At 70.3% G+C, this 17054-nt stretch carries 17 protein-coding genes and 3 tRNA genes; 10 read left to right on the forward strand and 10 right to left on the reverse strand.

The features are described from left to right. The first annotated feature begins 30 nt into the window (after positions 1-30). Positions 31-1008: a prolyl aminopeptidase gene (pip, locus tag P6897_RS01625; RefSeq protein ID WP_282502625.1), complete on the forward strand. Its 978-nt coding sequence runs from the start codon at positions 31-33 to the stop codon at positions 1006-1008. Positions 1009-1089: 81 nt separating this feature from the next. Here the strand turns inward: pip and P6897_RS01630 are convergent, their stop codons facing one another. Next, a complete protein-coding gene (locus P6897_RS01630) occupies positions 1090-2076 on the reverse strand; it encodes a LacI family DNA-binding transcriptional regulator (protein ID WP_274178181.1) in 987 nt (328 codons plus the stop codon). A 206-nt stretch (positions 2077-2282) separates the two neighbouring features. Between P6897_RS01630 and P6897_RS01635 the strand changes: the two genes are divergently transcribed. The 5 genes from P6897_RS01635 to P6897_RS01655 all read left to right on the forward strand — a co-directional run bounded on the left by P6897_RS01635 (position 2283) and on the right by P6897_RS01655 (position 7274). Continuing rightward, complete coding sequence (locus tag P6897_RS01635) at positions 2283-3104, forward strand: ABC transporter permease (RefSeq protein ID WP_274178182.1); 822 nt, start codon at positions 2283-2285, stop codon at positions 3102-3104. Next, positions 3101-3898, forward strand: a complete 798-nt coding sequence (locus P6897_RS01640) for an ABC transporter permease (RefSeq protein WP_282501903.1) — start codon at positions 3101-3103, stop codon at positions 3896-3898. Before P6897_RS01635 ends, P6897_RS01640 begins: the two co-directional genes overlap by 4 nt. Next, on the forward strand, positions 3895-4887 hold the full coding sequence (locus P6897_RS01645; RefSeq protein WP_114588998.1) for an ABC transporter ATP-binding protein: 993 nt from the start codon (positions 3895-3897) through the stop codon (positions 4885-4887). The genes P6897_RS01640 and P6897_RS01645 overlap by 4 nt, the downstream gene beginning before the upstream one ends. Before the next feature lie 85 nt (positions 4888-4972). Beyond that, positions 4973-6055: an extracellular solute-binding protein gene (locus P6897_RS01650; RefSeq protein WP_282501904.1), complete on the forward strand. Its 1083-nt coding sequence runs from the start codon at positions 4973-4975 to the stop codon at positions 6053-6055. Between the two features lie 97 nt (positions 6056-6152). Next, positions 6153-7274 carry a hypothetical protein gene (locus P6897_RS01655; RefSeq protein WP_282501905.1) on the forward strand — a complete coding sequence of 374 codons (1122 nt, stop codon included), beginning with the start codon at positions 6153-6155 and terminating at the stop codon, positions 7272-7274. Positions 7275-7430: 156 nt separating this feature from the next. Here P6897_RS01655 and P6897_RS01660 read toward each other — a convergent pair whose 3' ends face one another. The 4 genes from P6897_RS01660 to P6897_RS01675 all read right to left on the reverse strand — a co-directional run bounded on the left by P6897_RS01660 (position 7431) and on the right by P6897_RS01675 (position 12030). Further along, a complete protein-coding gene (locus P6897_RS01660) occupies positions 7431-9035 on the reverse strand; it encodes a DEAD/DEAH box helicase (RefSeq protein WP_282501906.1) in 1605 nt (534 codons plus the stop codon). A gap of 331 nt (positions 9036-9366) precedes the next feature. Next, positions 9367-9627, reverse strand: a complete 261-nt coding sequence (locus P6897_RS01665) for a glutaredoxin domain-containing protein (protein WP_282501907.1) — start codon at positions 9625-9627, stop codon at positions 9367-9369. A gap of 19 nt (positions 9628-9646) precedes the next feature. Further along, complete coding sequence (locus P6897_RS01670; RefSeq protein ID WP_112615951.1) at positions 9647-10774, reverse strand: glycosyltransferase family 2 protein; 1128 nt, start codon at positions 10772-10774, stop codon at positions 9647-9649. A gap of 95 nt (positions 10775-10869) precedes the next feature. Further along, entirely contained in the window at positions 10870-12030 is a 1161-nt protein-coding gene (locus P6897_RS01675; RefSeq protein WP_282501908.1) for a polysaccharide deacetylase family protein, read from the reverse strand. Positions 12031-12171: 141 nt separating this feature from the next. On the opposite strand from P6897_RS01675, the gene P6897_RS01680 reads away from it, so the two are divergent. The 3 genes from P6897_RS01680 (at position 12172) to P6897_RS01690 (ending at position 13987) form a co-directional block, all read left to right on the forward strand. Next, the gene (locus tag P6897_RS01680) at positions 12172-13056 is read left to right on the forward strand and encodes a DUF72 domain-containing protein (RefSeq protein ID WP_274178188.1); all 885 of its coding nucleotides are present in this window, start codon (positions 12172-12174) and stop codon (positions 13054-13056) included. Between the two features lie 16 nt (positions 13057-13072). Further along, positions 13073-13210, forward strand: a complete 138-nt coding sequence (locus tag P6897_RS01685) for a hypothetical protein (protein ID WP_282501909.1) — start codon at positions 13073-13075, stop codon at positions 13208-13210. A gap of 81 nt (positions 13211-13291) precedes the next feature. Then, positions 13292-13987, forward strand: coding sequence for an SOS response-associated peptidase (locus tag P6897_RS01690; protein WP_282501910.1), 696 nt, complete (start codon positions 13292-13294; stop codon positions 13985-13987). Between the two features lie 73 nt (positions 13988-14060). Here P6897_RS01690 and P6897_RS01695 read toward each other — a convergent pair whose 3' ends face one another. The 4 genes from P6897_RS01695 to P6897_RS01710 all read right to left on the reverse strand — a co-directional run bounded on the left by P6897_RS01695 (position 14061) and on the right by P6897_RS01710 (position 14753). Then, positions 14061-14312: a hypothetical protein gene (locus P6897_RS01695; protein WP_282501911.1), complete on the reverse strand. Its 252-nt coding sequence runs from the start codon at positions 14310-14312 to the stop codon at positions 14061-14063. A gap of 130 nt (positions 14313-14442) precedes the next feature. Then, positions 14443-14515: transfer RNA gene (locus tag P6897_RS01700), tRNA-Phe, on the reverse strand. 70 nt (positions 14516-14585) lie between these two features. Beyond that, positions 14586-14659 (reverse strand) — tRNA-Asp (locus tag P6897_RS01705). Positions 14660-14680: 21 nt separating this feature from the next. Further along, a tRNA-Glu gene (locus tag P6897_RS01710) sits at positions 14681-14753 on the reverse strand. Between the two features lie 228 nt (positions 14754-14981). Here P6897_RS01710 and P6897_RS01715 point away from each other — a divergent pair. Beyond that, complete coding sequence (locus P6897_RS01715; RefSeq protein WP_274178191.1) at positions 14982-16433, forward strand: M23 family metallopeptidase; 1452 nt, start codon at positions 14982-14984, stop codon at positions 16431-16433. Between the two features lie 80 nt (positions 16434-16513). Here the strand turns inward: P6897_RS01715 and P6897_RS01720 are convergent, their stop codons facing one another. Continuing rightward, positions 16514-17047 (reverse strand): inorganic diphosphatase, encoded by a 534-nt coding sequence (locus tag P6897_RS01720; protein ID WP_120263697.1) that lies wholly within the window; start codon positions 17045-17047, stop codon positions 16514-16516. Positions 17048-17054 lie beyond the last annotated feature (7 nt).

Consider the following 17054-nt stretch of genomic DNA (forward strand, 5'->3'; position numbering starts at 1 on the left):
CGAACGCGACCGCGGAGCCGCACGGTGAGCGTGTCGGCCGCCCTGGCCGGCATCCTGTATCCCGAGATCGAGCCCTACGAGACGGGCTTCCTGCTCGCCGGCGACGGCCAGCGCGTCTATTGGGAGCAGTCGGGCAATCCCGAGGGCAAGCCGGTCGTGTTCCTGCACGGCGGCCCCGGCGGCGGAACCTCGCCCTGGCACCGCCGCTTCTTCGACCCCGAGGCCTACCGGATCATCCTGTTCGACCAGCGCGGCTGCGGGAAGTCGACGCCGCACGCGAGCGATCCGGCCGCAGACCTGCGCTACAACACCACGTGGCACCTCGTCGCCGACATCGAACTGCTGCGTCGCAACCTCGGCATCGACCGGTGGCAGGTCTTCGGCGGCTCGTGGGGCTCGACGCTCGCACTCGCCTACGCGCAGTCGCACCCGGATGTCGTCTCGGAGCTGGTGCTGCGCGGGATCTTCACGCTGCGGCGCCATGAGCTCGAGTGGTTCTACGAGGGCGGGGCGGCAGCGCTGTTCCCCGACCTGTGGGAGGACTACCTCGCCCCGGTTCCGGTCATCGAGCGGAGCCGACTGATCGAGGCGTACCACCGGCTGCTGACCGACCCCGATCCGGCGGTGCACGTTCCCGCCGCCCAGGCCTGGACGCGCTGGGAGGCCTCGACCGTGACCCTGCGTCCCGACCCGGAGCTGGTGGCCGGGATGACGAAGGCGGAGTCGGCGACCGCGTTCGCGCGGATCGAGAACCACTATTTCCTCAACGGCGGATGGCTGCGTGAAGGGCAGCTGATCGAGGATGCCGCGGCGGGCCGCCTCCGCGGCATCCCGGGTGTCATCGTGCAGGGCCGCTACGACGCGTGCACGCCCCCGATGACCGCATGGGACCTGCACCGGGCCTGGCCCGAGGCCGAGTTCGTCATGGTCGACGACGCCGGCCATTCGGCCGGTGAGCCCGGCATCGCCGCGGCCCTCGTCGCCGCGACCGACCGCTTCGCCCGCTGACGCGCGCCGCGCCGCGCGCGCCGGTGCCGCGCCGGCGCCGAGAACGCACCGTCGCCGCGAGAGCGCACCGCGCATGGTGCGTTATCGCGGGGCGAGTGCGTTCTCGGCGGGTCGAGCCGCGGGCCAGTGCACCGACACGTCGAGGCGACGGCGGGTCGGGCCGGACCCAGGGGCGACGAGCATCGGGAGGAGCGCGGCCATCGCTTCGCGGCCCAGCTCGTCACCGTCGACGTCGATCGCGGGCACGTCGTCGGCTCCGATCGCCTCGGCCACCAGGCGTTCCGCACTGACGACGATCTCTCCGGGCGAGGCGACGCCGCGAGCGCGGAGGGCGAAGACGAGACCGAGCCCGATGGATGTCGCGTAAGGCACAGCCGCCGTCGCGCCCGAGTCGATGACCGCGTCGGCGGTCGCGACACCCGCCGCGAACGTCGCCGGAAAGGGACCGAGCGCGGTCAGCTCGACGCGCTCGCCGACGGCGGCCTCGATCGCGGCCGAGCGCTGCCGGTCCTGCCATGATCCCTCCGGACCTCCGAGGTACACGATTCCGCGGTGGCCCGCGTCGGCCAGGCGCGTCGCGAGCTCGGCGAACGCGCTCGCGGTGTCGGCCACGATCGAGGTCATGCCGTCGATCTCACGGTCGACGAGGACCGTCGGCCCGAAGGCGCCGGCGGCACGGACGATGTCGTCGGGGCCACGCGGTGCGACGAGAATGCAGCCGTCGACCTGCCGGGCGAGGCGCTCGAGCTCGTCGAGCCCGTCGACGTCGTCGAGCCGGTGCACGGCGACCGTGAGCTGCAGGTCGGACTCGCGGGCGCGCTCCTGAGCCCCCGCGATGATCGGCGTGAAGAAGGCGTTGTCGAGCGTCGGCACGACGAGGGCGACGATGCCGCTGCGCCCGCGAGCGAGGTGGCTGGCGGCGCGGTTCGGGATGAAGCCGAGCGTCTCGGCCGCGGCGCGCACGCGCGCGACCGTCTCGGGGGCGACGAGGTCGGGGCGGCTGAGCGCCCGGGATGCCGTCGACTTCGACACACCCGCATGCGCGGCGACATCGGCGAGTGTCGTCACCGCGCCCCCTTCGTCCCGCCGCCGCATGGCGCGACGGTCCGCTCATCCTACTGAGCGGGAGCAACCGGTTGCGCCGCCGATGAACGCCGGTTTTACACGGTGTTAACACGAATGGTCGCGCGCCTCCCCGAGTGGGCTCTACGGTAGGAGCAACCGGTTGCGCAACCGGTTGCACCCGCACCCCCTCGCACGAACGGAGTTCGCTCGTGGTTTCACGCCGCACCGGACTGCTGGCCCTTCCCGGGCTCGCGCTCCTGCTGGCGGGGTTCCTCATCCCGTCGATCGCGATGCTGTTCGCCCCTCCCGGTGTCAGCCTGGTCGACATCCTCGAACGCCTCGGCCGGATGCTGACCGACCCGTTCGATCTCGCGATCATCGGGCGCACGGTCGGGCTGGGCCTCATCGTCACCGTGATCTGCATCGTGCTGGGGTTCCCGATCGCCTACCTGCTCGCCCGCTCGAGCTCGCGCTGGTCGGGTGTGCTGCTCGCCCTCGCGATCTTCCCGCTGCTGCTGAGCAATGTCGTGCGCACCTTCGGCTGGCTCGTGCTGCTGGGGTCGAACGGCGCGATCGGTCAGCTGCTCACGGGGCTGGGACTCGTCGACCGCGCGCCGCAGCTGCTCTACACCGAGCTCGCGATCGTGCTGGGTCTGACGCAGCTCTTCCTGCCGCTCGCGATCATCTCCTGCTACTCCGCCGTCGCTCAGGTCGACCCCGGACTGGACGACGCCGCGCGCGGTCTCGGCGCGAGCCGGACCCGTACCTTCTGGGGCATCGTCGTGCCGCTCTCGGCGCCGGGCATGGTCGTCGCGTCGACCCTCGTCTTCGCGGGGAGCGTCACCGCCTACACGACCCCCTACCTGCTCGGCGGATCGAGCCAGCGGATGCTGTCGACGCAGCTCTACTCGTACTCGAGCGTGACGATCGACTGGGCGGCGGCCAGTGCGACGGCCATCATCATGACGGTCCTCGTGTTCGCCGTGTCGGGCCTGTCCGCCGTCGTCGGACGACGGGGGGCCACCGCGTGAAGACGAGTCGTCCCGTCGCGGCATCCCTCGCCGTCGCCGGCTACATCATCATGATCGTGCCGATCCTCTTCGTGGTCGCCACGGCGTTCACGGGCGGACGCACCCTGCGCTTCCCGCCCGAGGGCTTCTCGCTGCAGTGGTTCGAGGCAGCGCGGAACTACGACCCGTTCATCAGCGCGCTGCTGTCGAGCCTCCAGCTCGCCCTCATCGCGACGGTCCTCGCGCTGCTCATCGGGGTTCCGGTGACGCTGGCGATCCACCGCGGCCGGCTCCCCGGCAAGGGACTCGTCGAGGGGCTGTTCCTCTCGCCGCTCATCGTCCCCGAGCTCGTCGTCGGCCTTGCGCTCTATCAGCAGCTGATGATCGGCCTGCGCCTCGACAACTTCCCGGTGCTGCTCATCGGCCACACCGTGCTGATGCTGCCCTATGCGGTGCGGGTCACCGGGGCGTCGCTCGCACTCGCCGATCCCGGCATCGAGGAGGCCGCCCGCGGCCTCGGCGCCTCGCCGCTGCGCGCCTTCTTCTCGGTCACGCTGCCCCTGCTGCGCCCCGGCATCTTCTCGGCCGGGCTGCTGAGCTTCGTCACCTCGTTCAACAACGTGCCGCTGTCGCTGCTGCTGCAGAGCCGTGACTTCCGCACGCTCCCCGTCACCATGCTCGACTACGTCCAGCAGAGCTACGACCCGATGGTCGCGGCCACGAGCACCATCATCCTCGCGGGCACCGTCGTCATCGCCGTCATCGCCGAGCGCACGGTCGGCTTCGCCCGCATCTTCGGAGGGATCAACCGATGACCACCGCAGCAGAGTTCGTCGGGGTGACCCAGCGCTTCGGCGACTTCACCGCCGTCGACGACATCGACCTCGCCATCCCGTCGGGGCAGCTCACCACGCTGCTCGGGCCGAGCGGATGCGGCAAGACCACCTCGCTGCGGATGCTCGCGGGTTACACGCAGCCCACCTCGGGCCGCATCATGATCGCGGGCGAGGACGCCACCCGCACCCCGCCCGAGCGGCGCGGGCTCGGCATGGTGTTCCAGTCGTACGCCCTGTTCCCGCACATGAGCGTGGCCGAGAACGTCGGATACGGCCTGAAGCTGCGCAAGGTCCCGGCAGCGGAGCGCCGCCGCCGCGTCGAGGAGTCGCTCGATCTCGTCGGTCTCGGACACCTCGCGGCGAGCCGGCCCAAAAAGCTCTCGGGCGGGCAGCAGCAGCGCGTGGCTCTCGCGCGCGCCATCGCCATCCGCCCGACCCTGCTCCTGCTCGACGAGCCGCTGTCGAACCTCGACGCGCGCCTGCGCGTGCAGATGCGCGCCGAGATCCGCCGCATCCAGTCCGAGACCGGCCTGACCGTCGTGCTCGTCACGCACGATCAGGACGAGGCGCTCGAGATGTCGGACCGCATGGTCCTCATGCGCGACGGCCGCATCATGCAGGAGGGTGCTCCCTCTGAGGTCTTCACCGCTCCGGCCAATCGTTTCGTCGCGGAGTTCCTCGGCTACGAGAACTTCCTCGCCGCCGCTGACGGTTCGTTCACGACCGTGCGCCCCGAGCATCTCGCTCTCGGACTCCCCGCCGACGGCACCGGGCTCGCGCTCGACGGAGTCGTGCTCGACGTCGCCTACCGCGGGGTCGACCGTCTCGTGACGGTCGAGACCGCGGACGCCACCGGCACGGCCGTGCGTCTCATCGCCGACGTTCGCGACGAGGCCGTTGCCGCCCGCCCGGGCGACCGGGTCACCGTCACCGCTCCCGCGGCCCGGCTCATCCGCCTCGCCGCCTGAACGCATCCGCCGTCCCGCCCGACCCGCACCAGCACCAGCACCCGCGCCCCTGCGGCCCGCCCGCAGAGCCCCGAGAGGAACTCGCATGATCCGCACCCGCACCAGCCGCGTCCTCGCGGCATCCGCCGCCGTCGTCGCCACGGCCCTCGTCGTCACCGGCTGCTCCGGCGGCTCGGGAGACTCCGGCGACGGTGGCTCGAGCGACTCCATCGTCGTCAGCGCGTTCCCGTTCGGGGTCGAGCAGTTCCAGGAGGCGATCGTCGACCCCTTCACCGAGAAGACGGGCATCACGGTCGAGATCGAGACCGGCTCGAACGCCGACCGTCTGTCGCAGCTGCAGCTCGCGGGTGGCGACGCCGGCATCGACGTCATGCTGATCTCCGACACCTTCGCGGCATCCGGGCAGGAGCAGGACCTGTTCCAGGACTTCGACGAGTCCGACGTCCCCAACCTCGCGAAGATCGCCGACTTCGCCGTCGAGGAGGGCTACGACGGCCCGGCCTACAGCTACCAGCTCAACGGCACGCTGTACAACACCGACGAGCTGGATGCCGCGCAGGCCGCCGACTGGTCGCTCTACGCCGACTCCGCCTACAGCGGTCGTCTCGCCTTCCCCGACATCGCCGTGACGGCCGGGCAGCTCGCCGTCTCGGGCGTCGCCTCGACCTTCGGCGACGGCCCGTACGACATCGATACCGCATACACGACGATCGGCGGATGGGCGCCGAACATCCTGCAGTTCTACTCGTCGTCGACGGAGGTCACCAACCTCCTCACCCAGGGCGAGATCGTCGCGGCCGATGCCCTCAGCGGCTTCGCCACGACGCTCGTCGCCTCGGGTGAGCCCGTCGCGTGGACCGCTCCGGCCGAGGGCCGCTACATGGCCACCAACCGGGCCATGATCCCCAGCGGTGCGAAGAACCTCGAGGGTGCGTACGCGTTCATCGACTACCTGCTCTCGGTCGAGGCCCAGACCGCGTCGGCCGAGATCGTCGGCGACCTCCCCGTCGCCCTCGACGCGACGATCCCCGCCGAGATCACCGCTGTCGTCGGCGACATCGCCGCCGACCCGATCGCGGCGGGCTACGCCACGCTCGACCCGGCCGAGGTCGTCCCGAACCGCGCGCAGTGGGTCGAGCGGTTCGCGCGCGAGGTCGCCTCGCGCTGATCCAGACCGCCCGGCCGCCGAGCACCCCCCATCCTCGGTGGCCGGGCCTCTTCTCGCGGTTCCCCGACCGCATCGCTCCACGAGTACGAACGGCACCATGACTTCCGCAGCATCCCTCCCCGTCGATTACCTCCAGCGCCTGCCGAAGGCCGACCTGCACTGCCACCTCATCGGGACCGTGCGCGCGTCGACGTTCGCCGAGCTGGCCCGCCGGGAGTCGCTCGAGCTGCCCGCCGACCCCGAGCGCATCTTCGCCGACATCAACTCGCTGCCGCCCGACCCCGCGCTGTACCGCAACACGCGCATCCCGGTCCCGCAGCAGCGCAGCGCCGACGAGCCCGAGGTGTCGTACTCGCTCTTCCAGGTGTCGAACTGGGTGGTCGAGGTGCTCCGGGATGCCGACGACCTGACCCGCATCGTCTACGAGGCGTTCGAGGACGCGCACCGCCGCAGCGGCACCCGCCACCTCGAGCTGTTCTTCGACGCGCTGCCGCCGCACCTCGAGTCGCTCGGATATCTCGGCGCGGTCGAGGCGTACGCCGAGGGCATCCGCATGGCGGAGCGCGATTTCGGGATGACGGGTCTGATGATCCAGGGCATCGACCGCAGCCGCAGCGGCGAGGAGGCCCTCGCGGTCGTCCGCCGCGTCGTCGACAACCCGCACCCGTACGTCGCGGGCATCGGCCTCGACAACCTCGAGACGGCCGGTCCGCCCGAGCGCTTCGTCGACGCGTACCGCCTGGCGGGCGAGGCCGGCCTCGGCCGTACGGCGCACTCGTCCGAGCACGCGCCGACTGCGGTCAACACCATCACCTGCCTCGACCTGCTCGGCTGCGACCGCATCGACCACGGCTACTACGTGCTCGAGGACGACGCCGTCGTCGAGCGGATGCGCGAGGACCAGGTCGCGTTCACCGTCGCCTCGACCACGTCACGCCGCTCGTGGCGGCCCTGGCGTCGCGCGTCGATCGCCGCGATGCTCGAGGCCGGGCTCAACGTCATCCCGTGCTCGGACGACCCGGGCATGTTCCCCACGACGCTCGCCGCCGAGTACGGCATCGTCGCGGACCAGATCGGCGCCACGCACGAACAGGTCCGTCGCATGGCGATCTCGTCGTTCGAGGCATCCTGGCTGCCCGCCGAGCAGCGCGCGCGTCGCGTCGCCGAGGTCACCGCCGAGGTCGACGCGCTCGACGCCGAGTTCGCGCTCTCCGTCTGAGCCCCGGCCCCCGGCCGGGCGCCGGGTTGCGCCGGGTTGCGCCGAGAACGCACCGTCGCCGCGAGAACGCACGGTTGAGGGTGCGTTCTCGCGGCGAGCGTGCGTTCTCGGCGGGCGGGGCAGCGCCGGATGCCGGGGTGAGCCGGATGCTGCGGGTCAGCGACCGCCGCGGCGGCCGGCGCTGTTCTGGCGCACGACCGAACCGACCATGAGCTTGCCGCCGGCGGCACCGCCGTTCGACGAGGCGCGACGGCCGGTGCGGCGCGGGTTGCCCGCGGGAGCGGCGTCGCGCGTCTCGCGGGGCGCGCGGTCGCTGGTCTGACCGCCGCGCGAGGACTGCTGCCCGCCGCGGCTCTGCTGCTGGTCGCGCTGACCGCCCGAGCGTGCGCCCTGGCCGTCGCGACCACCGGCAGCGCCCTGGCTCTGACCGCGTCCGCCGCGGCCGCGGCCGTTGCCACCGCCGGAACGGCCGCCGCCGTTCGCCGACCCGCCCTCGCGAGCGTCGCGCGCGGCGCGCTTGCGCTGCGCGTTGGCGCCCTGGCTCGTGCCGCGGGGTGCGACCTCGACCGGCGCCGGAGTCACGTAGGGCGCGACCTTTCCGACGAGGGCGACGACCTCGGGCGACTCGGCCGTGACCGTGATCGGGGTGACCGCGATGGCGGCCTTGCGGAGCAGGTCCTTGACGTCGCGCTCCTGGCCCGGCATCACGAGGGTGACGACGGCGCCCTCGGCGCCCGCGCGGGCGGTGCGACCCGAACGGTGCAGGTACGCCTTGTGCTCCATGGGCGGGTCGACGTGCACGACCAGCTCGACGTCGTCGACGTGGACACCGCGCGCGGCGACATCCGTCGCGACGAGCACCTTCGCGGCGCCCGACGAGAACGCGGCGAGGTTGCGGTCGCGCTGCGGCTGGGAGAGGTTGCCGTGCAGGTCGACCGAGGGGATGCCCTGCGAAGTCAGCTGCTTGGCGAGCTTCTTCGCGGCGTGCTTGGTGCGGGTGAACAGGATGCGGCGGCCCATGCCCGAGGCGAGCGCCTTGACGACATCCTTCTTCTCCTCCGCGCCCGCGAGGTGGAACACGTGGTGCGTCATCGCCGCGACGGGGGAGTGGGCCTCGTCGACCGAGTGGAGGACCTCGTTCTGCAGGAAGCGCTTGACGAGCTTGTCCACGCCGTTGTCGAGGGTCGCGCTGAACAGCATGCGCTGTCCGTCGCGCGGCGTCTTGTCGAGGATGCGCGTGACGGCGGGGAGGAAGCCGAGGTCGGCCATGTGGTCGGCCTCGTCGATGACCGTGATCTCGACCGAGTCGAGCGTCAGGTGGCGCTGCTGCAGCAGGTCTTCGAGGCGGCCCGGGCAGGCGACGACGATGTCGACGCCGGCGTTGAGCGCCTGCACCTGACGGTTCTGGTTGACGCCGCCGAAGATGGTGGTCGTCTTCATGCCGTAGGCCGCCGCGAGCGGCTCGAGGGTCGCGTTGATCTGCGTCGCGAGCTCGCGGGTCGGGGCGAGGACGAGGCCCAGGATGCGGGCAGCGCGGCGGCTGCCGCCGGCGAGCTCGCCGCCGAGGCGCGCGGCCATCGGGATCGAGAAGGCGAGAGTCTTGCCCGAGCCGGTCTTGCCGCGGCCGAGCACGTCGCGTCCGGCGAGCGTGTCGGGCAGGGTGTCGACCTGGATCGGGAAGGCGGTGGTCTTGCCGTCCTTCGCGAGCGCTTCGACGAGGGGAGCGGGCACGCCGAGCGTGCGGAAAGTGGTGTCAGTCATGAGGGAGTGTGTCTCCGGGCGCACGTCGGCGCCCTGATCGGTGGCCCGGATGCGGGTGCGCATGCGGGGTCGCCGTACGAAAGAGTCCGCGGGATGCCGGTCGTGACCCGGTGGGCGGAAGGCGTTCTACGACGCGTGCGGCGCGAGCGCGCCACAAGAACCCCCAGCCTACCAGTGCCCGCCTGTATGACGGTCCGGTCCCTGGCCGGGGCCTGCGCGTCGCGATGCAAGGGATTCGGCCCGACACCCCGGCCGGACGGCATCCGTCACGGGGTGTCGGACCGGATGTCTTGCATCCGCGCACGCGCACAGCGTACGGAACGCGCGCAGGTCAGATGAGCGAGAGCTCGCGCAGCTTGGCTGCCACGTCGTCGTTGCTCGGCTCGACGTGGTGGGTCGCGTCGGGGTAGACCACCACGGGGATCTGGGTGCGGCCCGAGATCTCGCGCGCGACGTCGGCCGCGGCGGGCTCCGCCTCGAGGTCGATGTAGGTGTAGTCGACGCCGAGCTCCTCGAGCTGAGCCTTCGTGCGGCGGCAGTCGCGGCACCAGTCGGCGCCGAACATCGTGATCGTGTCGGTGGAAGCGGTCATGCTTCCAGGGTACGTCCGCTCAGTACTCGGCGGCCCGGGCGCGCTCGGGGGCGGCCTCGAGCACCGGGGCGACGCGCTGCTTCTTGGGTGCGTAGACGACGAGCGCGTGGAACACGAAGCGCACGACGAACGCGGCGATGAGGGTCAGTCCCGCGGCGATGACGCTCGGGATGTGTGCGTTCTCGACGAGCACCCACAGCACCGGGATCCGGATGATCGCCTCGGCGTTGTTGAAGGTGAACGATTTCACGAACCGCTGCGTCATGCTGCCCGATTCCGAGCGCATATCGCTGAAGACGAGGTATTCCAGCAACAGGAAGTTGCCGATGATCGTGATCTCGCTCGCGATGATGGATGCCGGCAGATAGTCCATGCCGAGCCGGATGAGGCCCCACATGATCACCAGGTTCGCGATGGCGCCGACGCCGCCGACGAGCGCGAACGCCGACATCCGCCCGAAGCGGAGCATCAGCAGCTGCGTGAGGAACCGGATGCCCTGCGTGAAGGTCGCCTTCGACGATCCGGCGTAGCGGGGCGCGAAGGCGAACGGCACCTCGGCGACGCGCATGTGCCGGCGAGCGAGGATCTCGAGCAGGATCTTGAAGCCGCGCGGACGCAGAGCGTCGATGTCGATCGTGTCGCGGTCAACCAGGAAGAACCCGGTCATCGGGTCGCTGCACTCACCGAGCTTGCGGGGGAACATCGCCTTGGTCAGCAGTGTCGACGCGCGCGAGACGGTCGTTCGCGTGGCGTCGGCGAGGCCCTTCGAGTCGCCGCCGGCGATGTAGCGCGAGGCGACGACGACATCGACGTCGCCGCGGTCGGCTCGCGCCAGCAGCCGCGGGATGTCCTCAGGAGGATGCTGCAGGTCGCCGTCCATCACGAGACACCACGACGAGTTCGCGGCCCGGATGCCGTCGACCACGGCCCCGCCGAGTCCCGCCACCGGCTCGTCGCGGTGGATCAGTCGCACCGGGAAGTCGGCCGTCTTCGCCGCCCGCTCGATGATGGCGGGGGTGTCGTCGGTGGAGTCGTCGACGAAGACGACCTCGATCATCCGGTCGTCGACCGCGTCACCGATCCGCCGCAGCAGCTCCACGACGTTCGGGCCTTCGTTGAAGGTCGGGACGACGATCGTCAGATCCATGAATCGCTCGCAAGTGGAAACGGACGGGGGAGTTCACACAGTACTGAGGATTCATATGCGTACAACCCGTTGACTCTTTGGATATCGCCTGAGATTCACCCGATGGCCTTCTTGATGTCATCCACGGTCATCCCGTAGTTGACGCGGACCACCGGCAGCGCCAGCTTGTCGGTTCCAATCGACACGTAGCCGGGCTCGATGGTGCGCGCCATCTCGAAGCCCGCGTCGGCGACCGCCTGCTTGGCCGCGTCGTTGTGGTGGCCGAACGGGTACGCGATCACCTCTTTCGCGCCGCCGAGCACGCTCGCCGAGGTCTCGAGGTCGGCGACGATCTCGTCGTGCGTCCAGTTGACGATGCGCCCCTGCCCGTCGGCTCCCGCGGAGTGCATGTCGTGGGTGTGCGAGCGCTTGAGCACGTAGGGGGTGAGTTCGGGCCCGGGCCCGTTGGAGGTGATCACGAAGGATGTCGTCATCACGCGGTATCTCTCGACGAGCGGCACGGCGAGCTCGAGCCACGTCGGGTCGGCGTCGTCGGTGATGATGACCGAGTGGTCGGGCAGGAAGAGCCGGCCGTCGATGAAGGCGCTCAGCTCCGGCCACGTCGGCAGGTAGAACTGCTGGTCGGAGATGTACTTCAGGTGAGCTTCCCAGTCGCCGATGTAGGCGTAGTTGCCGCGGAGCCAGCCCGATTCGCCTTCCGGCTTCGTCGTGAACTGGTGGTACATCAGGATCGGGACGCGCGTCTCCGCGCCGTCGTTATCGGCGGTGCTCATCCATGCGGCGTGCACGGTGCGCTGCTGGGCGTCGCAGACGACGGCATCCGCGCCGTTCAGGCGGCCGGGAATCGACAGAGCCGCGGCATGCTCGGCGGTGTCGTACCAGCCGGCGAACACCATGCCCTCCCGCGAGGGGAGCGGCAGGGAGGCGTAGGGCTTCCCCTGCGTCTCGAGGACCGGGGCGATGTCGATCGCATCGCCCGTGAACGACACGGCGCACGCGTTCGGATCGTCCGCATCGGCGATGAGCTGCTCCGCCGGCGACAGCGGTTCGGGCGTCGGGGTCGCGGCGTCGGTCGTGGGGGCGGGGGTGGGCTCGGATGCCGCCGGGTCGGGCGTCGTGCTCGCGCGCTGCATCGCGTCGACGGCGAACCAGCCCCCGACCGCTGCAACGAGCAGAACCCCGGTGAGGGCTGCCCCGATGCCGATCGCCCGGCGCTTGCGCCGTCCTCCCGCGTTCGAACGTCGCGTTGCGCCCATCGTTACTCCCCCTGTGGTGCCCGGTGCGTCCGTCGAATCCTAGGGCGCTCGGCTATGCGGGTACTCGCCGGTGTTCTGGGATGCTCGGGCGAGGGCAACCCCCTTTTCCTGCCTCGGTTCGCGGGCGGAGACTGCGAAATCATGAACGCGCCACCTGCAGGAGCCGACGCCGGCCGGGTGCGCGTCGGCATCTCGGGGTGGCGGTACGCCGGGTGGCGGGGCGACTTCTATCCCACGGGACTCGCTCAGCGACGCGAGCTCGAATATGTCGGGGAGCGGATGTCGACGGCCGAGCTGAACGGGTCGTTCTATTCGCTGCAGCGCCCGTCGAGCTATCAGCGGTGGCGGAGCGAGGTGCCTGAGTCGTTCGTCTTCGCCGTCAAAGGCTCGCGCTACGTCACGCACATGCTGCGGCTGCGCGGAGTCGAGACGGCGCTGGCGAACTTCTTCGCCTCAGGGGTGCTCGCGCTCGGACGGCAGCTCGGACCTGTGCTCTGGCAGCTCCCCGAACGCGAGGAGTTCGACGCCGATGTGCTCGAGGAGTTCCTCGCCCTCCTGCCGCGGACGACGGGCGAGGCCCTCGCGCTCGCCGAGCGGCACGACGAACGCCTCGACGGACGGGCGTGGCTCGAGATCGAGGAGGACCGTCCGATCCGTCACGCCCTCGAGCCTCGGTCGGCCGGGTTCGGTTCGGACGCCGCGCTCGCGCTGCTGCGTGCGCACGACATCGCTCTCGTGGTGGCCGACACCGCCGGGCGCTTTCCCCGGTTCGAAGAGGTCACGACCGCGGGGCACGTGTACGTCCGGCTGCACGGTGCGACCGACCTGTACGCCAGCGGGTACACCGACGCCGAGCTCGACGAGTGGGCGGACCGCATCCGCGGATGGGCCGACGGCTCGGCGGCATCCGATGGCCGTCCGCGTGACGTGTGGGTGTACTTCGACAACGACGCCCGGGGGAGGGCGCCGCACGATGCCGTCGCTCTCGCCCGACGGTGCGATGCGGCGTTTAGGCTCGGCGGGTGACCGATCGGGATGGCGCGTGAGCGTGCAGCCGGCACCGTGGGTCTGCCCGACCTGCGGCGAGCCGCTGCGCTTCGAGATCCTCGACGACGAGGCGTTCCTCGTGGCGTGGTCGTGTCTGAACTGCGGACTCGTCCGCGTCACCGAGCCGGCCTGAGCCTGTCGGGCCTCCGTACCTCGGCCAAGGTGCAGAGGTATCTGCTCGACGCCGTCCGCCCCGGGCCGTAGGGTCGCTGACATGTGCGGTCGATTCGCGAACGACGCCAAGACGGACGAGCTGATCCGGGAGTACGTCGCCGAGGGCGGCGACCCCGAGGACTGGGTGAAGTCGTGGGCCGGTGCGTACTCGATCGCGCCGACCGAGGATGCGCCAATCGTCCGCGACCGGGGCGAAGGGCGGGTCCTGGAGCTCGTGCGCTGGGACTGGCAGAAGCCGGCGAATCGCCCGCGGGGCGGTCCGATCATCAACGCGCGGATGGAGAAGCTGGCCCAGGGATTCTGGGCGCCGGCATTCAGCGCGGCTCGATGCATTGTTCCGATGCGGGGCTACTTCGAGTGGACCGGTGAGAAGACCCCGAAGACCCCGCACTTCCTCCACGGCGACCGCTTGCTCTCGGCTGCCGGGCTCACCTGGTCGATGGAACTGCCGACCGGCGAGAAGACGCGTTGCTTCGTCGTCATCACCCGCGAGGCGCGGGATGCGAGCGGACAGGTGCACGACCGGATGCCGGCCTTTCTGACACCGGATACCTGGGATGCCTGGCTGAGCCCAGAGAAGCTCACCGGTGACCGCAAGGCGGAGACGCTCGCGATGCTGGAGCACACGTCCGGCCAGGTCGCCTCGACGATCCGCGAGCACGTCGTGGACAGCAAGGTCAGCAACTCGCGCACGGTCGATCCCGCCGACCCGACGCTGCTGGACCCGGTGGCCTAGCCGGTGGCGGTTGTCGTGCCGGTGGCGTGCGGGGGGCGTCGTGACGCCTGCGCTGGCGCGCCGTCCGGCGACGTCACTCGTCGGCTGTCGGCTCCTGCCGGTAGTCGTACGCGGGGTCCGACCGCTGCCACAGGATGTATCCGGCGAGTGCGGTCGCGAGCCCGACGAAGTGCAGTGCCGGGTAAACCAGTGCCGGGGCATCCGGAAGCAGGCCCGCGAAGACGATCGACGCAATGAACGCGGCGGCACTGAATGCGGCCAGCGCCACCGCCCACCGGCGCAGGCGCTGTGTGCGGGGGCTCTGCGGCTGGAGCGACGCCATCATGCCAAGACGATAGCGGCCGTCGGTGCTCGCCGGCCCGGCCGGCGCGACGCGCGGCACCAGGGCAGAGCAAAACCCCCGCCATGTAGAAGCTAGGCGAGGGTTTCTGGGACCGTTGTAATGACGGTCCGTGTGGCTCCGACGGGCGTCGATCCCGTGACCTCACGATTTTCAGTCGTGCGCTCTACCAACTGAGCTACAGAGCCGCATGGCGTCAGAGATGCCATGTCCTAGACGAAAGGCCCTCTGGAAACCAAAGGGCCCGTCGCTTTAGAGCGACCCTGACGGGACTTGAACCCGCGACCTCCGCCGTGACAGGGCGGCACGCTAACCAACTGCGCTACAGGGCCATGCTTATTAAGTTGTGGGAGTGACCCCAACGGGATTCGAACCCGTGCTACCGCCGTGAAAGGGCGGCGTCCTAGGCCGCTAAACGATGGGGCCGAGCGAACCCAGACCCGGGAGTCAAACGTTCACGCTTACCGAGGGACAAGCATATGCGATCCGACGCGGATGTGCGAATCGGGGGCGTGGCGTCCGCCGCCCGGGCGTGTCTCCGGGTCACAATGGCCGGGTTCGCACGCTCCGGACGTCGTCGTCGACGCTTCCGGTGTTGTGACGTGTGTTGCTACTGTGAACGAAGTTGCTCACGCGATATGGAGGATCACCCGCGTGCGATACGAGAGCCTCGACTCCCCCGAAGACTGCGGCTGCGCCCCGACGCCCGCAGAGAGCAAGAAGCTCTCCCAGCTGATCTCGCGCCGTGGCGCCCTCGGCCTCGGCGCCGTCGGCTTCGTCGCAGCGACGGCATTTCTCGCCCCCGGCATCCCGTCGGCCTTCGGTATCGAGGGCTATCCGTCGTGGGATGACGTGCAGCGCGCCAAGGGCAACGAGGCGGCGAAGGCCGCCGAGATCTCGCGGATCGAGAAGCTGATCTCCGACCTCGCCGCAGATGTCGCGTACAAGCAGGCCGAGGCCGCGCGCCTGGGCGAGGAGTACGCGCAGGCCCAAGCCGCGTTCGAAGACGCCAGTGCCCGCGCCACCTCGCTTCAGGAGCAGGCGGATGCGCAGTCTGCCGCCGCCCTCGAGGCCGCGCGCCGCGCCGGCAAGCTGGCCGCCCAGCTCTACCGAAACGGCGGCGACGACACGAGCCTCAAGCTCTTCTTCTCCGACTCCGCGGCCAGCGCCGACGATCTGCTCGCCCGCCTCGGCACCATGGACAAGCTGCTGCAGGCGAACCGAGGCGTGTACACGGATGCCGTCGCCGCCCGCGAGACCGCACAGAGCCTCAGTGACCAGGCCGGCGTCGCTCGCGACGAGCGCGACCGCCTCAAGGTCGAAGCCGAGCAGAAGATGATCGCCGCGCAGGAAGCTGCGACGGCGGCTCAGGCGGCCCTCGAAGAACAGACCGCGAACATGGCGACCCTCGAGGCGCAGCTCGCGGCGCTCAAGGACGAGACGGCGACGACGGTCGCCGGTTACCAGGCCGGAGTCGAAGAGCAGCGCCGTCGCGACGAGGAGCGTCGTCGCCGCGAGCGAGAAGAGGCAGCCCGTCGTGCCGCCGAGGAAGAGCGTCGTCGCCAGGAGGCCGCAGCAGCGGCAGCCGCCGCAGGCAACAGCGGTGGCGGCGGTGGCGGTGGCGGCGGCAACAGTGGCGGCGGCGGCGGCGGCGGTGGCGGCGGTGGTGGCGGCGCCGGACAGGTCCAGCCCTCCGGCTGGGTGCGCCCCGGTCCCGGCTACATCAGCTCCTGGTATGGCAATCGCGGCACCATCTGCTCTGGCGGTGTGTGCACCAGCGGGCACCGCGGCATCGACTTCGCCGGCGGATGCAGCGCCCCGATCTATGCCGCGGCATCCGGCACCGTCGTCTTCGCGGCGTACACGAACAGCTGGGGCAACTACATCAAGGTCGACCACGGCGGCGGCATCATCTCGGGCTACGCGCACATCCAGAACGGCGGCTTCAACGTCGGATACGGGCAGCGCGTCTCGGCCGGACAGGTCATCGCCTATGCCGGTAATACCGGCATTTCGCAGGGCTGCCACCTGCACTTCGAGATCTACCGCAACGGCGAGCGCATCGACCCCGCGCCGTTCCTGCGCGATCGGGGCATCTCGGTCTGAGCCTCAGCGCTCGCGAGCCCGGAACGACGAAGGAGGGGCGGATGCCGCAGCATCCGCCCCTCCTCGCGTTCGTCTGAGCGTCAGAGCGAGTTGGGCGCTTCGCCCTCACCCTGCGTCTTCGTCTGGCCCTCGTGCTCCTCGAAGCGCTCGAACGCCTCGGAGACGAGACGCTCGGCCTCAGCGGCGCCGGCCCACTCGTCGACCTTGACCCACTTGTTGGGCTCGAGGTCCTTGTAGTGCTCGAAGAAGTGGCCGATCTCGTTCTTGGTCCAGTCGTCGATGTCGCCGACATCCTGGATGTGCGCCCAGCGCGGGTCCTTCGCGAGCACGGCCACGACCTTGTCGTCGCCACCGGCCTCGTCGCTCATCTTCAGCACGGCGACGGGGCGGACCTTCGCCAGCACGCCGGGGTAGATGTCGCGGTCGAGCAGCACGAGCACGTCGAGCGGGTCGCCGTCCTCGCCGAGAGTGTTCTCGAAGAAGCCGTAGTTGCTGGGGTATCCCATCGGCGTGAACAGCACGCGGTCGAGGAAGACCCGGCCGGTGCCGTGGTCGACCTCGTACTTCACGCGGCTGCCGCGGGGGATTTCGATGACGGCGTCGTACGCGCCCATACGTGTG

This window comes from Microbacterium sp. BDGP8, from assembly GCF_029991045.1.
GTDB lineage: Bacteria > Actinomycetota > Actinomycetes > Actinomycetales > Microbacteriaceae > Microbacterium > Microbacterium plantarum.

Coding starts and splice junctions, on each gene's coding strand:
- P6897_RS01645 (WP_114588998.1), top strand. CDS start 3,895: ATGACCACCGCAGCAGAGTTCGTCGGGGTGACCCAGCGCTTCGGCGAC.
- P6897_RS01650 (WP_282501904.1), top strand. CDS start 4,973: ATGATCCGCACCCGCACCAGCCGCGTCCTCGCGGCATCCGCCGCCGTC.
- P6897_RS01655 (WP_282501905.1), top strand. CDS start 6,153: ATGACTTCCGCAGCATCCCTCCCCGTCGATTACCTCCAGCGCCTGCCG.
- P6897_RS01660 (WP_282501906.1), bottom strand. CDS start 9,035: ATGACTGACACCACTTTCCGCACGCTCGGCGTGCCCGCTCCCCTCGTC.
- P6897_RS01665 (WP_282501907.1), bottom strand. CDS start 9,627: ATGACCGCTTCCACCGACACGATCACGATGTTCGGCGCCGACTGGTGC.
- P6897_RS01670 (WP_112615951.1), bottom strand. CDS start 10,774: ATGGATCTGACGATCGTCGTCCCGACCTTCAACGAAGGCCCGAACGTC.
- P6897_RS01675 (WP_282501908.1), bottom strand. CDS start 12,030: ATGGGCGCAACGCGACGTTCGAACGCGGGAGGACGGCGCAAGCGCCGG.
- P6897_RS01680 (WP_274178188.1), top strand. CDS start 12,172: ATGAACGCGCCACCTGCAGGAGCCGACGCCGGCCGGGTGCGCGTCGGC.
- P6897_RS01690 (WP_282501910.1), top strand. CDS start 13,292: ATGTGCGGTCGATTCGCGAACGACGCCAAGACGGACGAGCTGATCCGG.
- P6897_RS01695 (WP_282501911.1), bottom strand. CDS start 14,312: ATGATGGCGTCGCTCCAGCCGCAGAGCCCCCGCACACAGCGCCTGCGC.
- P6897_RS01720 (WP_120263697.1), bottom strand. CDS start 17,047: ATGGGCGCGTACGACGCCGTCATCGAAATCCCCCGCGGCAGCCGCGTG.